This window comes from Candidatus Kuenenia sp. (genome assembly GCF_039794105.1).
GTDB lineage: Bacteria > Planctomycetota > Brocadiia > Brocadiales > Brocadiaceae > Kuenenia.
Map to the genome: position 1 here is coordinate 1 of NZ_JBDIWA010000048.1, position 16,174 is coordinate 16,174.

Consider the following 16,174-nt stretch of genomic DNA (forward strand, 5'->3'; position numbering starts at 1 on the left):
TCGCTCATATGTTTAACACCAAACCATTGTTGCCGGTCTTTTGGCGGTCTCCTGCTCTTTCCGGTTTATATTCTATTTCTCTGTATTCCCTGGCTGCTCCTTTCTTTCCCCATTTTGTTTGTATTGCATATTGGATACTGCGGTTAATAAACTCCTGTGTTATTAATGGACAATCTATTTTTGCACCTGCGAGAAATGTCCTTGTGTTTGTGGAATCAAAACAAGCCTCTCCAAACAAGTATGGCTGAAACGCCTTGGTTTTCCGGGAAAAACACTTTTCCAATACATTTGGTGCGGAGGCGCGGAATTCATGTTGGGAGACAATACTTATGCGGTAAATACCGGTGGCAACTTTTAACCATTCCGCAATCTCTTCTATTGTTGGTGGAGAGGGGTTGACAATATGAAATATTTTGCCTGCGCTCTCCTCTTGTTTGGAGATATGGAAAATAGCGTTTGCCGCATAGTCTAACGGGATAAGATTTATAGTGCAGTGTTTATCGCCGGGGATTCTCAGTGAAACAGGGCGCACCTCATGCCTTCCCTGAATAAGGCTGTCGTTTCCTGATTTCCTTCGTGTTTCATAATCATTAAGACAAACAAGCTCCCTGCAAAATGCATAAATATTATCGTAGTTTTTTGTGTACCCTGTTATTGAATCGCCGGCAATAATACTGGGACGGTAAACTGTTAACGGAATACCCTGTTGTTTTGCGAAAGAAGAGATGCGTCTTTCCGCCTCATATTTTGATTGTTCATAGTTATTATTGAATTTCTGCCCTTTCTCAAGCTCATGTTCAAAGACGGTTCCTCTTCTGTTTCCCGCTACATATGCAGTACTCACATAATGAAAACGCTTGATTTTCTTCCGTGCGCAGAATCCGGCGACGTGCAACGAACCATATATATTAGTTTGAGTAAGAATATCGTGCGCATCATTTTCAAATTTTGTGGCGGCAGCGCAGTGCACCACCATATCAACAGCGCCTGCCAGCCGTAAATAATCTGCTTCAGATAATCCCAGATTTTCTGTTGAAATATCTCCTTCAAGTAGTTCAATACGACCAGAAAATGCACTTCGTTCCTCTGTCCTTTTATCCGGGAAGATTTTATCCATCTTCTCCTTTAACGACACTCCCCGTAGATTTCTTGCAATAATCTTGAGACTATATCCTTCCTCCAGATATTTATCTGCAAGGCAACCGCCAAGGAATCCGGTTGCTCCTGTAATAAGCAGTGTTTTCATTCTCATCGTCTTTACTAACGGTATTATTTTCATATGAATAGAAAAATATATATGCCGCTAACATAAGCAATGATAGTGCCATGTATTGTGTAAAGTTGCTATAGAGTTGTATGGCAATAATACATCGATACTTATGGGAAATGGTTTTTATTTTTCGGAGAAAATGGAGGCTTTTAGAGGGCTAAAATGTGTAACAATTACATGTGCTATTTGTAATTATTACAATCGTTGTAACAATTTAGTTTTTTTGAAAAATTCCAAATAGTGAAAATCCTTCAAACGTAACGATGTGCGAAAATTGTTTGTCTAGCGGAGAATTTTTTTTACCTGTTTGTACGATAAGAATGGTTTCAGGATTAACGAGTGATGACTGAAGGTCAAAATAGATATCCGACACTTCCCTTACGTTCCTCGCATCCCAGTGCGGCAGATAATAATCAAAGAACCTTTTTTCCCCATCAAAGCAATAAATTCTGACTGAGGTATTTTTGAAATGTGTTTGAATATAATGAATGAGTTGTGTTGATGACGGGACGCTGCGGCGATGTTTGATAATTGCGGTAAGAGATAGTGAAGAGGTCGCAATAATAAGCATTGTAACAATGATCAGGAAAAGTCTTTTTCCCCAAACTTCGCATATTTCCCCTAATCCAAACGCAATAACCATTAGGATTAATGGGAGCAGCGGCAGGAAATGGCGTGGGTTTGCAACGTTTTGCCCAAAGATTATCCAAATCATGTAGGGAACTGCGTACATTATGCAGAAAAACCGTCTACTGTCTGCCGGAAAGAATCGAAAGGCGAATAATATGGAAAGCGCAGCAATAGCGAAATGAATGACATTGAAATAATAAAGGGTATGCCGCCAGTCGCCTAACCCGAATTCCAAAAAAGGCCGGACAATACACAACACCCTTTCCCATCCGCCAAAGGTGAGTACAGAGCCGCCCCAATCCGTAAAATGTCCATGCGTAAAGGAAAAAGCGTGGTAAAAAAAAGGGGTAATCCCCGTGTAATTTATTTGAGGAATAAACCACAGGCATATACCAACGAAAAGTCCTGTGACGCCAAAAAAGATGCTATTCATTTCAAGATGTATCCGGTGAAAGGCGTAATACAGCAAAGTTCCCATCCATAAAAGAACAAAGGGAAAATACGAAAGCCTGACCCCAAGGCCAATACCTAAAAACAAGCTGCCAAAGAAAAGACAGTATCCGCCATATAAATGCGTATTCTTTTTCACATACCAAAAAGGACGGTGTGAAACGGAAGCATTTTTCCCATAATTCTGCTTACACGCCCCGTAACGGGCGGCATAAAAGGCTGAAAAAAGGAATTTTATGGACAATAGTATAAAAAACGTACCGGTAGTGTCGGAAGCAGGTCTTTCTGACTGCATCCAGCATAAAGGATTTATTATGTAAAGGATGGCAGTCAGGATAGCCGTTTTTTCAGCAAACATACTGCGGGCGAGAAAGGAGAGAGGAAATATCGTAAGGCTTCCAAAAAATACGCCCGGCAACGTCAGCGCTAAAACATCGCTGTGAAATATTTTTAAAAACAAAGACGCCATGAAAATATATACAGGATAGCCCGGGAAGTGCGGTTGATGAAGGGAAATATCATAATCATGAAGCCCCATGGCAAAGTTAATACTGTCTTCATTTTCCAGGTATTTGTCCACAAGGAAAAATCGCAGGAAAAGGCAGAGAAAAAAAAGGGCTGTTATTTTAATAATAAAAGAAAATTTCATAAAACGTGTAGTGGTAGAAATTCTGTGGTTTGCCCTTGTCTATATAGGAAGGGCAGCATTAGCTATGTAATGCAATATCAGTGCCCTCATAAAGAGTGCATTCCCGATTTTTTGTAAGTTTTCGTAACTATTCAGCGTAAACATTACACGATTCCAGGCGGGTTCAGGTTTGCAACCTGAACCTATGAGTTTATGCGTATAGTGTGGTCATGTACTGCGGTAAAAACCCTGTTTGTCATCCGGGATTTATTTGTCATTTTTCTGCTAATAGAAGGCGGGATTAGAAGCATAAAACGTTTGGTTCAGGCTTCGTCGTGAGCTCAGCCGAACGGTTACAAACCTGAACCCGCGAATGTAGTTTCCGTCGCCATTACGTTCCCGAACAGCAGTTTGGGGGGCATTTCCAGTTCTTTGCAAATATTTGTACCTGCCTGTCAGATGACAGGTATTGTATCACAAGGATTTTGCTTGATTAACCCTGACAGGGTTTGGAATCCTGTCAGGGTTGTTTCTTTCTAACCCCATTAACAGTTACAAAAAATCGGGAATGCTCCCGTTTGTAAAAGACAAACGAGACATACTGATATATTTATAGGGAAAATGGGATTATACCGGAATAATGAAATTGTTAAAATATTTAATCCTGGTTATTCTTCTATATCTATATTTAGGAATTTCAATATTTTTGTAGAGACGCATTGCATGCGTCTCTCCGTTGTATCAACATTTTCTTTACGCGCAGCAGTTTCCAGACGCATGCAATGCGTCTCTACATTGACAGCAACCAGACAGATAATAAATTTGGCTTATGTGAACCTGATATCCTGACGGATTGCAAAAAATCGTTGGTATTGCATTTTAATACATTTGCAGCTTTGATTGAGGTTGCAAAAGTAGTCGTGGATGCCTTAAAGGAAGTTTTCAGTTAATTGAGACAAATGAGGAGAAATTATAGCGTTGCACAATGTAACACAAAGTGTTATTGTGTATTAAAAGGAGGTGCGGAAATGAGCACTACATTAACAATAAGAATAGACGAAAAGACAAAGCAAAGGCTTGAACGTCTTGCTGCGGCTATGGCAAGATCAAAGTCCTATCTTGTGTCCACGGCAATCAATGAATTTATTGAGGCTAACGAATGGCAGATACGGGAGATTGAAAAAGCAGTTACGAAGGCTGACCAGCCCGATGCTAAATTCATTGACCACGAAGATGTTGCAGAGTGGCTTGACTCATGGGGCACAAAAAATGAGAAGAAACCCCCGGGATGAGAATAAGATGGTTACGTGATGCGGTTGATGATCTTATAGAGATATCGGATTACATTGCAAATGATAATCCAAATGCTGCCAGGAATGTTGCAGAGCGTATTAAGAATAGCGTTGACAGCCTTAAAGAATATCAGGGCATAGGAAGGCCAGGAAGAGTAGAAGGAACGCGAGAGCTTGTTGTTTCAGGTCTTCCTTACATCATTCCCTACCGCGTAAAAAATAATGTGGTAGAAATTCTTCGTGTGCTGCATTGAGCAATGCAATGGCCGGAGAAGTTATGAGTGATTTGCCGAAGCGGTGTGCGATAGTTTTGTAAGGTTAGGTTGAGGCACAACTCGAAGAGAAAACGAAGCGCATCCCAACGGTTAAATATCGCAAACGGTAGCTGTTGGGTTTCACTTACGTTCAACCCGACCTATCAGGTAAAGTTATTTTCTTAAAAAAACTAAATAAAGTCCAATGATAGAAATTATTGTACCAATGACCCATTTCAAATGAGATATAAAAAAATTGTTCTCAGGATTGATTTCTTCCTTTCTTTTTATAGTTATAGATATTGATGAATCAGGAGCAGGCGGAAGCTTAATACACAGAAAATAGCAGAAAATAGGGACAGTGACCATTTTGTGAGATTTGGAAAAGTAAGTAGATGACATTTCAAAAATGAGTAGCTGTTAGAATTTCGTCCTTTCATGTATTCCTTAACATCTGAAGAAAACAGGAGATTCAGGAAAATCAGTTTTTAATTTCCTGTGATTCTTGTTTTCCGTAGCTTTTTTGTACTTTTTTCTTCACCCGTCATTCCTTGCAATCCTTCACAAAAACAGGGATATCGGCTATTTTCGGCAACAAAAAATAGTCGCTGTCCCTATCTTTCTGGATGGAAAATATGCCTATAGTCCGCAGGTGTCTCAAAATCAATTTGAGAAATCAGTTAGTGGATTTGTTATAATATAATAGAAAAAGTAATTAGAGTACTGAACGCACGTTTTAAAACAGAAAGGAAATGTGAAAAATGAATACGGCAATTGAGAGAATAACGATTGATCCAAAGATATGCAGTGGAAAACCCTGTATTGAAGGTACAAGAATAGCAGTACATATAATACTTGACCTTCTTGCAGCAGGAGAAGATTTTGATGGTATAAAAAAGGCATATCCCAACATTACTGATAAAGATATTAGGGCATGCCTGAATTATGCAGCAGTTCTTGCTGATGAAGAAGCCGGGGTTATAGCGTGAAGATTTTTGCTGACGAAAATCTTTTTGAGCCAATCATTGATTATTTAAGGTCTTTAGGGAATGATGTGCTGAGTATCAGGGATTGCGGCCTTTCCGGTATTTCAGATGATGAGGTATATGAAAAGGCGTGCGAGGAAAACATGGTTATTATTACCATGGATAAAGATTTTACAAGAATATTCAGATTTCCTCCCGAAAGATGTGGAGGAATTGTTGTTGCTAAAATTTATAAAAGACCCGTTGATGAGACACTCACAATATTCAAAAAATATTACCAGTTTATCAAGGCGGAAGACGTAAAAGGGAATCTGGTTATTATTACTCCGGAAGGTATACGGATAAGAAGGTCAACAAGATGATGAACAACTTTCACCTCTTAACCTTGTTTATCCACATAGCAGAAAATAGGGACAGCGACCATTTTGTGAGATTTGGAAAAGTAAGTAGATGACATTTCAAAATGAGTAGCTGTTAGAATTTCGTCCTTTCATGTATTCCTTAACATCTGAAGAAAACAGGAGATTCAGGAAAATCAGTTTTTAATTTCCTGTGATTCTTGTTTTCTGTCCCTATTTTAATATTCAATGAAAAAGAATAGAGGCAAATGAGCAACAATTTGAGAATCGAACATTTAAAATTTAATATTTGACACGGTCTGCGGAACTTGGGAAAAAGCATTCTGCTTTTTCAAAAAACTAAAATGTTGCGAAAAATCAATATCACATAGCATATTAGAAATTATACCTCTGTAAATACCCTATTTGGGGTATATACAAATGGATGTATAGCCAAACAAAAAGGAAGTAAAGTATTGGATAACGTCTGTCAGATTAGCTAAATCGAGGGGGGGTTTCCGCAATCACGAACTGGCTGAAATTGAAAGAATTTTGGCAGAATATCAAAATTACGTTTTAGAAATATGGCGAAAAAGAGGAGAAGAAACGTGGCAACCACGAAAGTTAAAATCAAGACACACGAAAATCATATCTCTGTCATTCCTATTGTCATTCCAAACCTGGATGAAGTCAGAGAATTTGCGGCTAAATTGCATGCTGAAGGAATGCCCTGGAAGGGAGAGTTGTTTGGTTGGCAGGCGGAGTATAATCCTGAACGGCCAGAGGCGCCGCTTGATTCGAAGATGACATTCACACCTGCAGATTTCTGCATCGGTGAAAGTGGCATTTGGTTCTTCTCGCTCATGTGGGAGCATGGCAAACACGCTGAACCAGAAGAGTTTTTAGATGATAGAAACATTACGGTGTAGGGGCGAAGCATTTGCATGTTTGAGCATGAACGCATGTATGCCGGTTATTGCAAATGCTTCGTCCCTACGGTTTCAAAAAACTAAATTGTTACCAATTTATACAAACCTTGAAATACAAAATTAAAAATTGAATTACGATTTTTCCTGCCAATCCACCGAGTCTCTGTTTCTTATTTCTACCTCTGCTTCGAGCAGTATTTTATAGTGGTCGATTACTGGCGCAGGAAGTTTCTCTAACAGGCTGATTATCGTGTCGTATATACGCCTTCTTTTGCCGTATGGTATGGCTTGCTCAGCCACGATAGCCTGTTCTTCTTTTGTCTTTTCTTCAAATAGTCCGGATATCTGAATTCCGAGGGCAGTCACAATCTTTTCTAAAGACCTCTCACTATATCCCCTCTTTCCGTTCTCTAAAAAATTTATATAACCCTGGGTTAAGCCACTTCTTAAAGCCAGTTCTTCCTGTGTAATTCCAAGCCTTTCCCTGATTAGCCGTAAATTGCTTCCCACAATATTTTTCTTCATAAAAAGTTTATAACATGGTGTTATAAAACGGTCAAATACCTTGAGCGATATCATTTTATTGACATATATAACCATGGGTTATATACTACCTATCTGAGTTTGTTAGCATGCAAGTGATGTCACTTGACTCTATCGAAGCAATTAATCCTGCAACACTTGAAGGATGCGTTATATCGGGGATGACTAAAGACATTACTGCGCATAAGCGCGCAGAAGAAGCAATGCAAGAAATCAACCACACTCTTCAAACCTTTATACAAGTAGCTCTATTGGCTATCATCGCCCTGGATGCAAAAGGACGCGTTACTATGTGGAATTCGGCTGCAGAGCGCATATGGCAATAGACCAACAGTTATTACTTCTGCAAGGTACCGCAATGGCGTCAATAGGTCATGCAGTTTTTATTACCGATTGTAATGGCAGTATTAAGTGGGTTAATAATGCATTTACCATGCTTAGCGGCTATACGGCAGAAGAGGTTTATGGCCAGACGCCGTCTCTGTTTAAGTCAGACAAACACGATGCTTCATTCTATCAAAGTATCTGGCAGACCATACTTTTAGGAGAGGTTTGGCGTGGAGAAATCGTAAATCGCCGGAAGGATGGCGGATTTTACACTGTGGAGCAAACCATCACCCCGCTTCGGGATATGCAGGGAAAGGTAGTTCACTTTGTTGCGGTACATCAAAATATAACCGATAAAAAACAGCCAGATGCGCATATCCACTACCTGGCGTATTACGATACCCTGACTAATCTGCCAAATCGTAGGCTGTTTTACAACCGTTTGCAACACGAACTGTTCCATGTGCAGCGCAACGAACGGATGCTTGCAGTAATGTTTCTCGATCTGGATAGGTTCAAAGTCATTAATGATATAATGGGGCATACTTATGGAGATCAGGCACTCAAGGCAGTAGCAGATCGGCTAAAAGTCTGCGTGCGTGAGTGCGATACCATATCACGCTGGGGCGGAGATGAATTTGCCTTTATTATCACAAACATTCCTCAACCGCAGGATGTTGCCTTTGTTGCACACAAAATTTTTAACGCGATGTCCTCTCCCTTCCAACTTGAAGAACGCGAAGTTTACATAACCCCGACCGTAGGTATTGCCGTGTATCCTTTAGATGCCAGTGATGCAGAAAATCTGATCAAAAAAGCCCGATACCGCCAGGTACCATTGTGAGGAGATGGGACGGAATACCTTCGGGTTTTTACACGTAAAGGAAAATACATGATTACAGGAATCGAAGTTAATGCGCTTGGATATTACGCCCCCTTTTCAAGAATGGGTAAAAGCATTGGTTATAAGGTAACCATCGGCAATTCCACCTATCTTGTGGATTGCGGGTCGCCCCTCTTTCAGCCGATAGGTGGTAATGGATTGGAAGCAATAAAGGGAGTAATCGTTACTCATTGCCACGATGACCACAAACGGTGGTTTACCGACCTGACCCTTTTTAATAAATATGCTCCTGATATTGGATGCAAGGTGCAGCTTCTTACTGCTGAAGAAATAAACGGAGAGATTTTCAGGGCAGCCGGTCCAGCCCTCGACCGCAGCCTTTACGCAAATTCAAGACGGGTGATTGATATTGCATACGAAGATTATATCGACCACACCATTATCGGACCAAGGGCAAAATACAAGATTGTTTCCAAAGATATGGGAAACGGACATTATTGCTATTTTGCATCAGATTCAAAGGGTAATCCCTCAAACCCTGACATAGCGAAAATTATCATAAGCAAGAAAACAGGAATACCAAGACTGCTCTTTAAGGATCCTGAATATAAAGAATGGGTCGAACCCGAAGTATTCTATCCATTCTCATCATCTGTCTTTTATGAATCGGATAAAAATGTTTATCACGATAAAGAGGGATTTACCATAGAGGCATTCAAGACATCGGTATGGCACGGTATTCCATGTATTGGTATAAAGTTTAAAACGGCGGAAGAAACCCTCATTTTCAGTTCCGACACAGTGCATAACACAAAACTTTGGGAACAACTGTATACAGAAAAAAAACAACAGCGTCATACCACTTCAAAAAAAGAATTTGAATCGGCTGCCGTTATTTACGGAGATATAAATGACTACATCGAACGGGTATGGAGCGAAGAGCGGTTTCATGCGGCAATGAATGACTATAGTAACGGCGTTGTAATGCACGACATCGCCGTGCGAAACGGCATTTTTCACACAGATTACCGGTTTCCGGAACATACCGTTCTGGAAAAGGGAAAAACCATACTAACCCACAGCCCAGACCGGCTTGCCTCAGAATGGGTATTATGCGATATGGGAAAACATTACAAAATTGTAAAAAACGAATTCTACGAGATCGTGGAAGGAAGGCTGTATCCGTGCAATGCGGATATCTATTACAAAGATGTAGGGAAATATTATGTAGGGTATAAAAATCCAAACGGCAGATACGCCGTTTGCGAAGATAGCGGGCTTCTCTTTCTCAAAGGAAATACAAAACATTTTTCCGGTAAAAAAATATTCAGGGTGGATTTGTATGAAGACATTGGGGGAAAATACTACCCAGCCCTGGAGAATGATAAGGTGAGATATCATAAAAGACCCGACGGTAAAATAGAGTGTATAATATATGACAAATATTGCAGTTCAGGGGCTATTGTGGAAAATATGCGCGGCAGTCTGATTTCAATTGCAGATGATGAAACTCATACGGCGGACGAGATACACTGCCAAGGTTGAAAATGTAGGAAGGGTGCGGTCTCATACGCATCAACCTGACTGGGAGTATTCCCGATTTTTTGTAAAAATACCATCTGCACAGGTGTAATGCATTAATTAGTAGAGACGCACGGCCGTGCGTCTCTACAAGTTTGGAATATTGTAACACTTTAGTTTTTTGTCATTTGAATTTGTTTCGTATTTCGAATTTGGTTGCGGTCAAAGGCTGTGCTAAGGATTGCGCTGAATAGTTACAAGTTTCCCCGAAATTCAACACAATATATCAACAAAGTCGTTGTTTGCTTTTTCTACAATTACCCGTTACAATGCGAAAAATGTTTCTTTCATTCAGATGATTTTTTACCGGTAATTACCATTCATTTTCACTGCCTTTTTTACAACCCTTTTTATAAAAAGGAGCGTCTCACAATGAAACGCATGAATTTACTCACAATATTAACTCTTTTCATCGTAACGTTATCAATCCCATTTTATTCTTTGATAACTCTGGGAGATGGCGTAGAAGAAGAACAATTCCTTAAAAATACCCGGCAATTAATCTACCAGGGCAAACGTTCTGGCGAGGGCTATTTTTCTGAATACGGTAATGCCCTTATATTCCAGAGCGAACGGGAAACTGATAACCCGTTTTTCCAGATATACCTTTTAGATCTTGAAACAGGAGATACTAATCGGGTATCACCCGGAACGGGTAAGACCACCTGCTCGTTTATACGGCCAGGTTCAAATGAGGCGCTTTTTGCTTCCACACACCTTGATCCCGAAGCAACGGTAAAACAAAAAGCAGAATTTGATATCCGCGCTTCCGGGGAAAACAAGAGGTTTACCTGGGATTATGACGAACATTATGATATATTTTCCGCCCAACGTGATGGAAGCAATCTGAAACGCCTGACGGATGCGTTGGGCTATGATGCCGAAGGGGCATATTCTCCGGATGGCAGCAAGATTGTTTTTTGTTCATTGCGTGACGCATATCCAGTCGAAAATCTTTCCGCCGGGGATAAAAAACGCTTTGAAACCGACCCCTCATACTTCGGTGAAATCTACACTATGAATGCAGACGGCTCCGGGCAAACCCGCCTGACCCATCAGCCCGGTTATGATGGAGGCCCGTTTTTCAGCCCTGACGGAAAACGCATAATTTGGCGTCATTTCAAAGAAAACGGTTTATTGGCAGATGTTTATACAATGAACCTGGACGGCTCCGACAAACGCAGATTAACCGATTTCGGGTCTATGTCATGGGCGCCATATTATCACCCTTCCAATACCTATGTAATCTTTCACTCAAATAAGTACGGATTTGCCAATTGCGAACTGTTTATTGTTGATGTTCATGGCAAAAAAGAACCCGTCCGCGTCACTTTTACTGACGGCTTTGACGGACTTCCGGTCTTTTCCCCGGATGGAAAGAAACTCGTATGGACTTCAAACCGGACACCGCAGAAAAATTCTCAGCTTTTTATCGCCGACTGGAATCACGAAGAAGCGCTCTCCGCACTCAATGCTTCGCCTTTACTAAAACAGTCAGAAACGCCACCGGCATTGGAGCTTCAGAAAGGGACAGGGGGAATCACTTCACAGGAATCTTCGAAGTCCTTCTCCTTTACTGAAAAAACAGACCACCTCTTTTCGCCTAAAATCACGGAGGAAGATTTGCATACAATCGTTGCATACCTTGCTTCTGACGAGTTGGAAGGAAGGCTGACAGGCACAAAAGGCGCCAAAATGGCATCTGATTATATTGCACATCAGCTTGAAAAAATCGGGATATTGCCTGTTGGTGAAAATGGCGGCTACTTTCAGGAGTTTCCCTTTACTTCAGGCGTGGAAATTATACCGGAAGGTAATTTTCTTCACATTGCCAAAAACGGCAAAATAAACGACACAACATCTTTTGAATTAGAGAAGGATTTTCGTCCACTTTCATTTACTGCAAGCGGTGTAGCCGAAGGTGAAGTGGTTTTTGCAGGATACGGCATCTCCATGCCGGCTGAAGACGGCGCAGGTTATGATTCATACGCGGGCATTGATGTAAAAGATAAAGTGGTTCTTGTCCTTAATTATATCCCCGAAAAAGTTGAAATGAAGAGACGCCACGATCTGAACCGTTATTCAGGATTGCGTTACAAGGCCATGATTGCGCGGGAACATGGCGCAAAGGCGCTGCTGGTGGTCACGGGTCCAAACTCCCCGGATGCGGGAGAACTGCTTCCACTTACCTTTGATAATACATCGGCAGATTCTGGCATTGTAGCCGCGTCAATAAGCGGCAATGCGGCGAAGGCGCTCTTTTCCTTTATTGGAAAAGATATTGCTACTGTTCAATCTGAATTGGACATTGAAAAACCTGAAGCCCAAACCGCTTTTGCAATGCATGGAATAAAAGCAACTATTTCCACCGCTGTAAAACGTGAAAAAACGTCAGATCACAATGTTATCGGATATCTGCCACCTGCCAACGGCAAAGATGATTGCGAATACATTTTCGTTGGTGCGCATCTTGACCACATTGGACACGGCGGTACTGAATCCCTGGCGAGGAAAGGAGAAGAGGGGATGATACATAATGGGGCAGATGACAACGCCTCCGGCGTTTCCGTAGTGCTGGAATTGGCGGCTGCTCTGGCGGAAATATACAAAAAAAATCCACAAGACAAACAACGGGGAATTGTATTTACGTTTTGGTCGGGTGAAGAAATGGGACTGCTGGGTTCCTCTCATTTTATAAAAACCCCCGCCTTTCCCTTGAAAAATACAATCGCATATATAAATTTTGATATGGTGGGCAGGCTGAGAGACAACAAACTCATTATCCAGGGGGCGGGTTCCTCAAAATCATGGCCTCAAATGTTTGAAAAGCGCAATATCATGTCAGGCTTTAATCTCATACTTCAGCACGACCCCTATCTGCCGACAGACGCCACACCCTTCTACCGGGAAGGCGTCCCTATCATGAACTTCTTTACCGGAAGTCACGACGATTATAACCGGCCGACCGATGATACCGAAACCCTCAATTATGAAGGTATGGCAAAGATCGCCCAATTTGCGAAGAATATCATTTCCGATTTGGTAAAGAGTCCGGAGCGACCCGACTATTTTAAAGTAAAGAGTTCAGGACCGCCTGAAAGCCTGCATGGTTCCCGAAGAATATATTTAGGTACCATTCCCGACTTTACCACAGAAGATATTGAAGGCCTGAAACTGAGCGGCGTTAAGGCTGGAGGCCCCGCAGATAAAGCAGGTCTGCAGGATGGAGATATTATTGTCAGATTCGGCGAACTGAAAATCACCAATATCTATGATTACAAATATGCCCTTGACGTTATAAAAATTGGCGAGCCGGTAACGGTTGAATATTTAAGAAACGGAACGAGCGGCACACTCACCGTTATCCCGGAAGCAAAGAAGTAAATGTGCCATAGCGAATTTCTTATTTATTGTATTACTTTTAAAAAGACACATTAGTGCTAAATTTATGTAGAGACGCACGGCCGTGCGTCTCTACAACGATTCAACGACACAACTTAAAGCAGAGGTAATAATATGGATAATGTAATTTCTGTTATTTTAGGTGGGGGACGCGGAACGAGGCTCTATCCCCTTACGAAAGAACGATCAAAACCCGCAGTGCCTCTTGCCGGTAAATACCGGTTGATTGACATCCCGGTTAGTAATAGTCTGAATTCAGGGATAAATAAAATTTATGTTTTGACCCAGTTTAATTCCGCCTCCCTGCACCGGCACATCACAAGGTCATATAAATTTGATAATTTCTCAAAAGGATTTATCGAAATCCTTGCGGCAAACCAAACTATAGGCAGTTTGGACTGGTATCAGGGCACTGCGGATGCCGTCCGCCAGAACCTGCGTTTCTTTGATCAACCAAATATCGAATACATATTGATTCTTTCCGGTGACCAGTTATATCGAATGAATTATCAGCATTTTATCAGGGAACATATCAAGTCTGGCGCTGAAGTGAGTGTTTCTGCCATCCCTGCGGAAAGGAGGCATGCCCAAGCCCTGGGCCTTTTAAAAATAGACGAACAGGGACGCATTGTTGGTTTTTCTGAAAAACCGAAAGATGAAGCAATTATCGATTCGCTTTCTTTGGATGCGTCATTTTTTGAGAAAAGGGGGGTTGAACCAAAAGGGAGAACGCTTTTGGCATCGATGGGTATTTATCTATTCAACATTGGCGTATTAAAAGAGGTATTAAAAAAATCACAAAAACCTGATTTTGGAAAGGAAATCATTCCTGAAATTATAAAGGAAAGAGCAGTCCATGCCTATTTATTTGACGGATATTGGGAGGACATCGGGACAATTAAATCATTTTATGAGGCCAATCTTGAATTGGCAACCTTCCGTCCGAGGTTTAACTTGTACAGCGAAAAAAACCCAATATATACCAGTCCACTGTCCCTCCCCGGAGCTATTATAAACAATTGCAGGATTATAAGGTCTATTATAGCCGACGGGTGTATTATTGATAGTGGGGAAATAAGTGATTCGGTGATTGGTTTTCGAACAAGAATAGAGAAAAACACTACGATCAGAAGTTCCGTGGTTATGGGCGCCGATTATTATGAAACAAAGGAAAATATTCGCGCCAACAGAGAGAAAGGGATACCGAACATCGGAATTGGAGAAAACACAAAAATCGTGGGCGCTATTGTTGACAAAAACGTTCATATTGGAGAAAACGTTCATATAGAAAATACGAAAAAGATAGAAACATTTGATGCGGAAAATTACATGATACGTGATTCTATTATCATTATTCCCAAAGGGAGTGTTATACCATCAAATACCGTCTTAATTGAAAATTCCTAAGCTGGCATAGCCAGAAACAAACAAGCAAGAAATAGAAAATATAAGTCATATAGGGCTTATAAGACTTATATTTTTGAAATTTTGTAACACTTTAGTTTTTTGAAAATATTTTGTCAAAGTGGATGATTTAACCAGCCCGGGTTGGTAGTATGTTTTTCTAATTGTAGTATTTTTTCAGGATAAGCATTATGATTTTATTCATAAAACACATTGATATTGAAGGTCCTGGTACTATTGGAGACTTTTTGGAAGATAACAAGATTTCTTACACAATTGTTGACCTTTCAAATAAAGATAATCTGCCGGAGTTAAAAAAAACTTTTCAAATGGTGGTGAGTCTAGGTGGTCCTATGAATGTGTATGAAGAGGAAAAATATCCCTTTTTAGCGGAGGAAAATGTTTTTCTTAAGGAAGTAATAAAGAAGGATATTCCTTTTTTAGGCGTTTGCCTGGGGGCTCAACTTATGGTAAAGGCTAGCGGCGGCACGGTATCAAAAAATCCAAAAAAGGAAATCGGATTTTACACGGTTTCTATTGATGAAGAGGGATTGAAGGATAATGTGTTCAAAAATTTCCCCCGGGAAATAACCGTATACCAGTGGCACGGAGATACCTTCAATATACCGGAAGGCGGGAAAAAGATTGCTACCTCAGAATTATGTGAAAATCAGGCGGTCAAATACGGCAGGAATATTTACGGCATACAATTCCATGTTGAAGTGACAAGGGACATGATTGCCGAATGGGCAGAAGCATACGAGGGTGAATTGGAGTCTTTGAAGGGTATAGTTGCCGGTAAACAGAAAATGCTTGAAGATTATGATAATCTGAAAGGCGAATACCTCAAACAGGCAGAACGATTCTATGTGAACCTCTTTTCCTCTGCCAACCTGTTGAAAAGAAAGAGTTACTCCCTGCCGTAATAGTCAAATCGTTGAATAGTCAATTAGTCAAATCGTTTCAACCATTTAACCACTTAACCACTTAACCGGGTTTTATAATTATCTTTGACATAAACTATACCCTTGTGTTATTGATTTAATGTAGAGACGCATTGCATGCGTCTCTTTGTTGTGTCAGCATTTTCATTACGTACAACAGTTTCAAGACGCATGCAATGCGTCTCTACAAAAATATTGAAATTCCTAAACATTTAACTGGAGGTAAATAACACACCCATGCCGCCGAACGGACTTGACGCAAAAACACTTTTTGAAGGGGGAGAAGGCATTACCTATAATGATTTCATTCTGCTTCCCGGACACATAGATTTTGTTTTAGACTCAATTAGTC

The 16,174-nt window shown here is 40.8% G+C and carries 14 protein-coding genes and 1 pseudogene; 12 read left to right on the forward strand and 3 right to left on the reverse strand.

Annotated elements, in window-relative coordinates; translation table 11 throughout:
• Positions 1-4: 4 nt before the first annotated feature.
• The gene (locus ABJL82_RS15480; protein WP_347275609.1) at positions 5-1,246 is read right to left on the reverse strand and encodes an SDR family oxidoreductase; all 1,242 of its coding nucleotides are present in this window, start codon (positions 1,244-1,246) and stop codon (positions 5-7) included.
• A 238-nt stretch (positions 1,247-1,484) separates the two neighbouring features.
• On the reverse strand, positions 1,485-2,930 hold the full coding sequence (locus ABJL82_RS15485; protein ID WP_347275610.1) for a glycosyltransferase family 39 protein: 1,446 nt from the start codon (positions 2,928-2,930) through the stop codon (positions 1,485-1,487).
• Positions 2,931-4,006: 1,076 nt separating this feature from the next.
• Here ABJL82_RS15485 and ABJL82_RS15490 point away from each other — a divergent pair.
• From ABJL82_RS15490 to ABJL82_RS15515, 6 genes and pseudogenes are all read left to right on the forward strand, one after another.
• Positions 4,007-4,270, forward strand: coding sequence for a CopG family ribbon-helix-helix protein (locus tag ABJL82_RS15490; RefSeq protein ID WP_347275611.1), 264 nt, complete (start codon positions 4,007-4,009; stop codon positions 4,268-4,270).
• The gene (locus ABJL82_RS15495) at positions 4,267-4,524 is read left to right on the forward strand and encodes a type II toxin-antitoxin system RelE/ParE family toxin (RefSeq protein WP_347275612.1); all 258 of its coding nucleotides are present in this window, start codon (positions 4,267-4,269) and stop codon (positions 4,522-4,524) included. The genes ABJL82_RS15490 and ABJL82_RS15495 overlap by 4 nt, the downstream gene beginning before the upstream one ends.
• Positions 4,525-5,285: 761 nt before the next feature.
• Positions 5,286-5,513 carry a DUF433 domain-containing protein gene (locus ABJL82_RS15500; protein ID WP_347275613.1) on the forward strand — a complete coding sequence of 76 codons (228 nt, stop codon included), beginning with the start codon at positions 5,286-5,288 and terminating at the stop codon, positions 5,511-5,513.
• Positions 5,510-5,872 carry a DUF5615 family PIN-like protein gene (locus tag ABJL82_RS15505; RefSeq protein ID WP_347275614.1) on the forward strand — a complete coding sequence of 121 codons (363 nt, stop codon included), beginning with the start codon at positions 5,510-5,512 and terminating at the stop codon, positions 5,870-5,872. Before ABJL82_RS15500 ends, ABJL82_RS15505 begins: the two co-directional genes overlap by 4 nt.
• A 447-nt stretch (positions 5,873-6,319) precedes the next feature.
• Positions 6,320-6,424: pseudogene (locus ABJL82_RS15510) on the forward strand (DUF4160 domain-containing protein); the annotation flags it as partial.
• Between the two features lie 32 nt (positions 6,425-6,456).
• A complete protein-coding gene (locus tag ABJL82_RS15515; protein WP_347275615.1) occupies positions 6,457-6,777 on the forward strand; it encodes a hypothetical protein in 321 nt (106 codons plus the stop codon).
• Positions 6,778-6,909: 132 nt separating this feature from the next.
• On the opposite strand, the gene ABJL82_RS15520 is transcribed toward ABJL82_RS15515, so the two are convergent.
• On the reverse strand, positions 6,910-7,377 hold the full coding sequence (locus tag ABJL82_RS15520; protein WP_347275616.1) for a helix-turn-helix domain-containing protein: 468 nt from the start codon (positions 7,375-7,377) through the stop codon (positions 6,910-6,912).
• Between the two features lie 41 nt (positions 7,378-7,418).
• Here ABJL82_RS15520 and ABJL82_RS15525 point away from each other — a divergent pair, with 41 nt between their 5' ends.
• The 6 genes from ABJL82_RS15525 to ABJL82_RS15550 all read left to right on the forward strand — a co-directional run bounded on the left by ABJL82_RS15525 (position 7,419) and on the right by ABJL82_RS15550 (position 15,804).
• The gene (locus ABJL82_RS15525) at positions 7,419-7,646 is read left to right on the forward strand and encodes a hypothetical protein (protein WP_347275617.1); all 228 of its coding nucleotides are present in this window, start codon (positions 7,419-7,421) and stop codon (positions 7,644-7,646) included.
• Complete coding sequence (locus ABJL82_RS15530) at positions 7,637-8,491, forward strand: diguanylate cyclase (protein ID WP_347275618.1); 855 nt, start codon at positions 7,637-7,639, stop codon at positions 8,489-8,491. Before ABJL82_RS15525 ends, ABJL82_RS15530 begins: the two co-directional genes overlap by 10 nt.
• 48 nt (positions 8,492-8,539) lie before the next feature.
• Positions 8,540-10,036 (forward strand): hypothetical protein, encoded by a 1,497-nt coding sequence (locus tag ABJL82_RS15535; RefSeq protein ID WP_347275619.1) that lies wholly within the window; start codon positions 8,540-8,542, stop codon positions 10,034-10,036.
• Positions 10,037-10,444: 408 nt separating this feature from the next.
• On the forward strand, positions 10,445-13,456 hold the full coding sequence (locus tag ABJL82_RS15540) for a M28 family peptidase (RefSeq protein ID WP_347275620.1): 3,012 nt from the start codon (positions 10,445-10,447) through the stop codon (positions 13,454-13,456).
• 132 nt (positions 13,457-13,588) lie between these two features.
• On the forward strand, positions 13,589-14,881 hold the full coding sequence (locus ABJL82_RS15545) for a glucose-1-phosphate adenylyltransferase (protein WP_347275621.1): 1,293 nt from the start codon (positions 13,589-13,591) through the stop codon (positions 14,879-14,881).
• Positions 14,882-15,069: 188 nt separating this feature from the next.
• Positions 15,070-15,804, forward strand: a complete 735-nt coding sequence (locus ABJL82_RS15550; RefSeq protein WP_347275622.1) for a type 1 glutamine amidotransferase — start codon at positions 15,070-15,072, stop codon at positions 15,802-15,804.
• Positions 15,805-16,174: the final 370 nt, after the last annotated feature.

Bases quoted from the DNA above. Each gene is read 5' to 3' on its own strand.
- ABJL82_RS15480 (WP_347275609.1), bottom strand. From the start codon at position 1,246: ATGAAAACACTGCTTATTACAGGAGCAACCGGATTCCTTGGCGGTTGC.
- ABJL82_RS15490 (WP_347275611.1), top strand. From the start codon at position 4,007: ATGAGCACTACATTAACAATAAGAATAGACGAAAAGACAAAGCAAAGG.
- ABJL82_RS15495 (WP_347275612.1), top strand. From the start codon at position 4,267: ATGAGAATAAGATGGTTACGTGATGCGGTTGATGATCTTATAGAGATA.
- ABJL82_RS15500 (WP_347275613.1), top strand. From the start codon at position 5,286: ATGAATACGGCAATTGAGAGAATAACGATTGATCCAAAGATATGCAGT.
- ABJL82_RS15520 (WP_347275616.1), bottom strand. From the start codon at position 7,377: ATGGTTATATATGTCAATAAAATGATATCGCTCAAGGTATTTGACCGT.
- ABJL82_RS15525 (WP_347275617.1), top strand. From the start codon at position 7,419: ATGTCACTTGACTCTATCGAAGCAATTAATCCTGCAACACTTGAAGGA.
- ABJL82_RS15530 (WP_347275618.1), top strand. From the start codon at position 7,637: ATGGCAATAGACCAACAGTTATTACTTCTGCAAGGTACCGCAATGGCG.
- ABJL82_RS15535 (WP_347275619.1), top strand. From the start codon at position 8,540: ATGATTACAGGAATCGAAGTTAATGCGCTTGGATATTACGCCCCCTTT.
- ABJL82_RS15540 (WP_347275620.1), top strand. From the start codon at position 10,445: ATGAAACGCATGAATTTACTCACAATATTAACTCTTTTCATCGTAACG.
- ABJL82_RS15545 (WP_347275621.1), top strand. From the start codon at position 13,589: ATGGATAATGTAATTTCTGTTATTTTAGGTGGGGGACGCGGAACGAGG.
- ABJL82_RS15550 (WP_347275622.1), top strand. From the start codon at position 15,070: ATGATTTTATTCATAAAACACATTGATATTGAAGGTCCTGGTACTATT.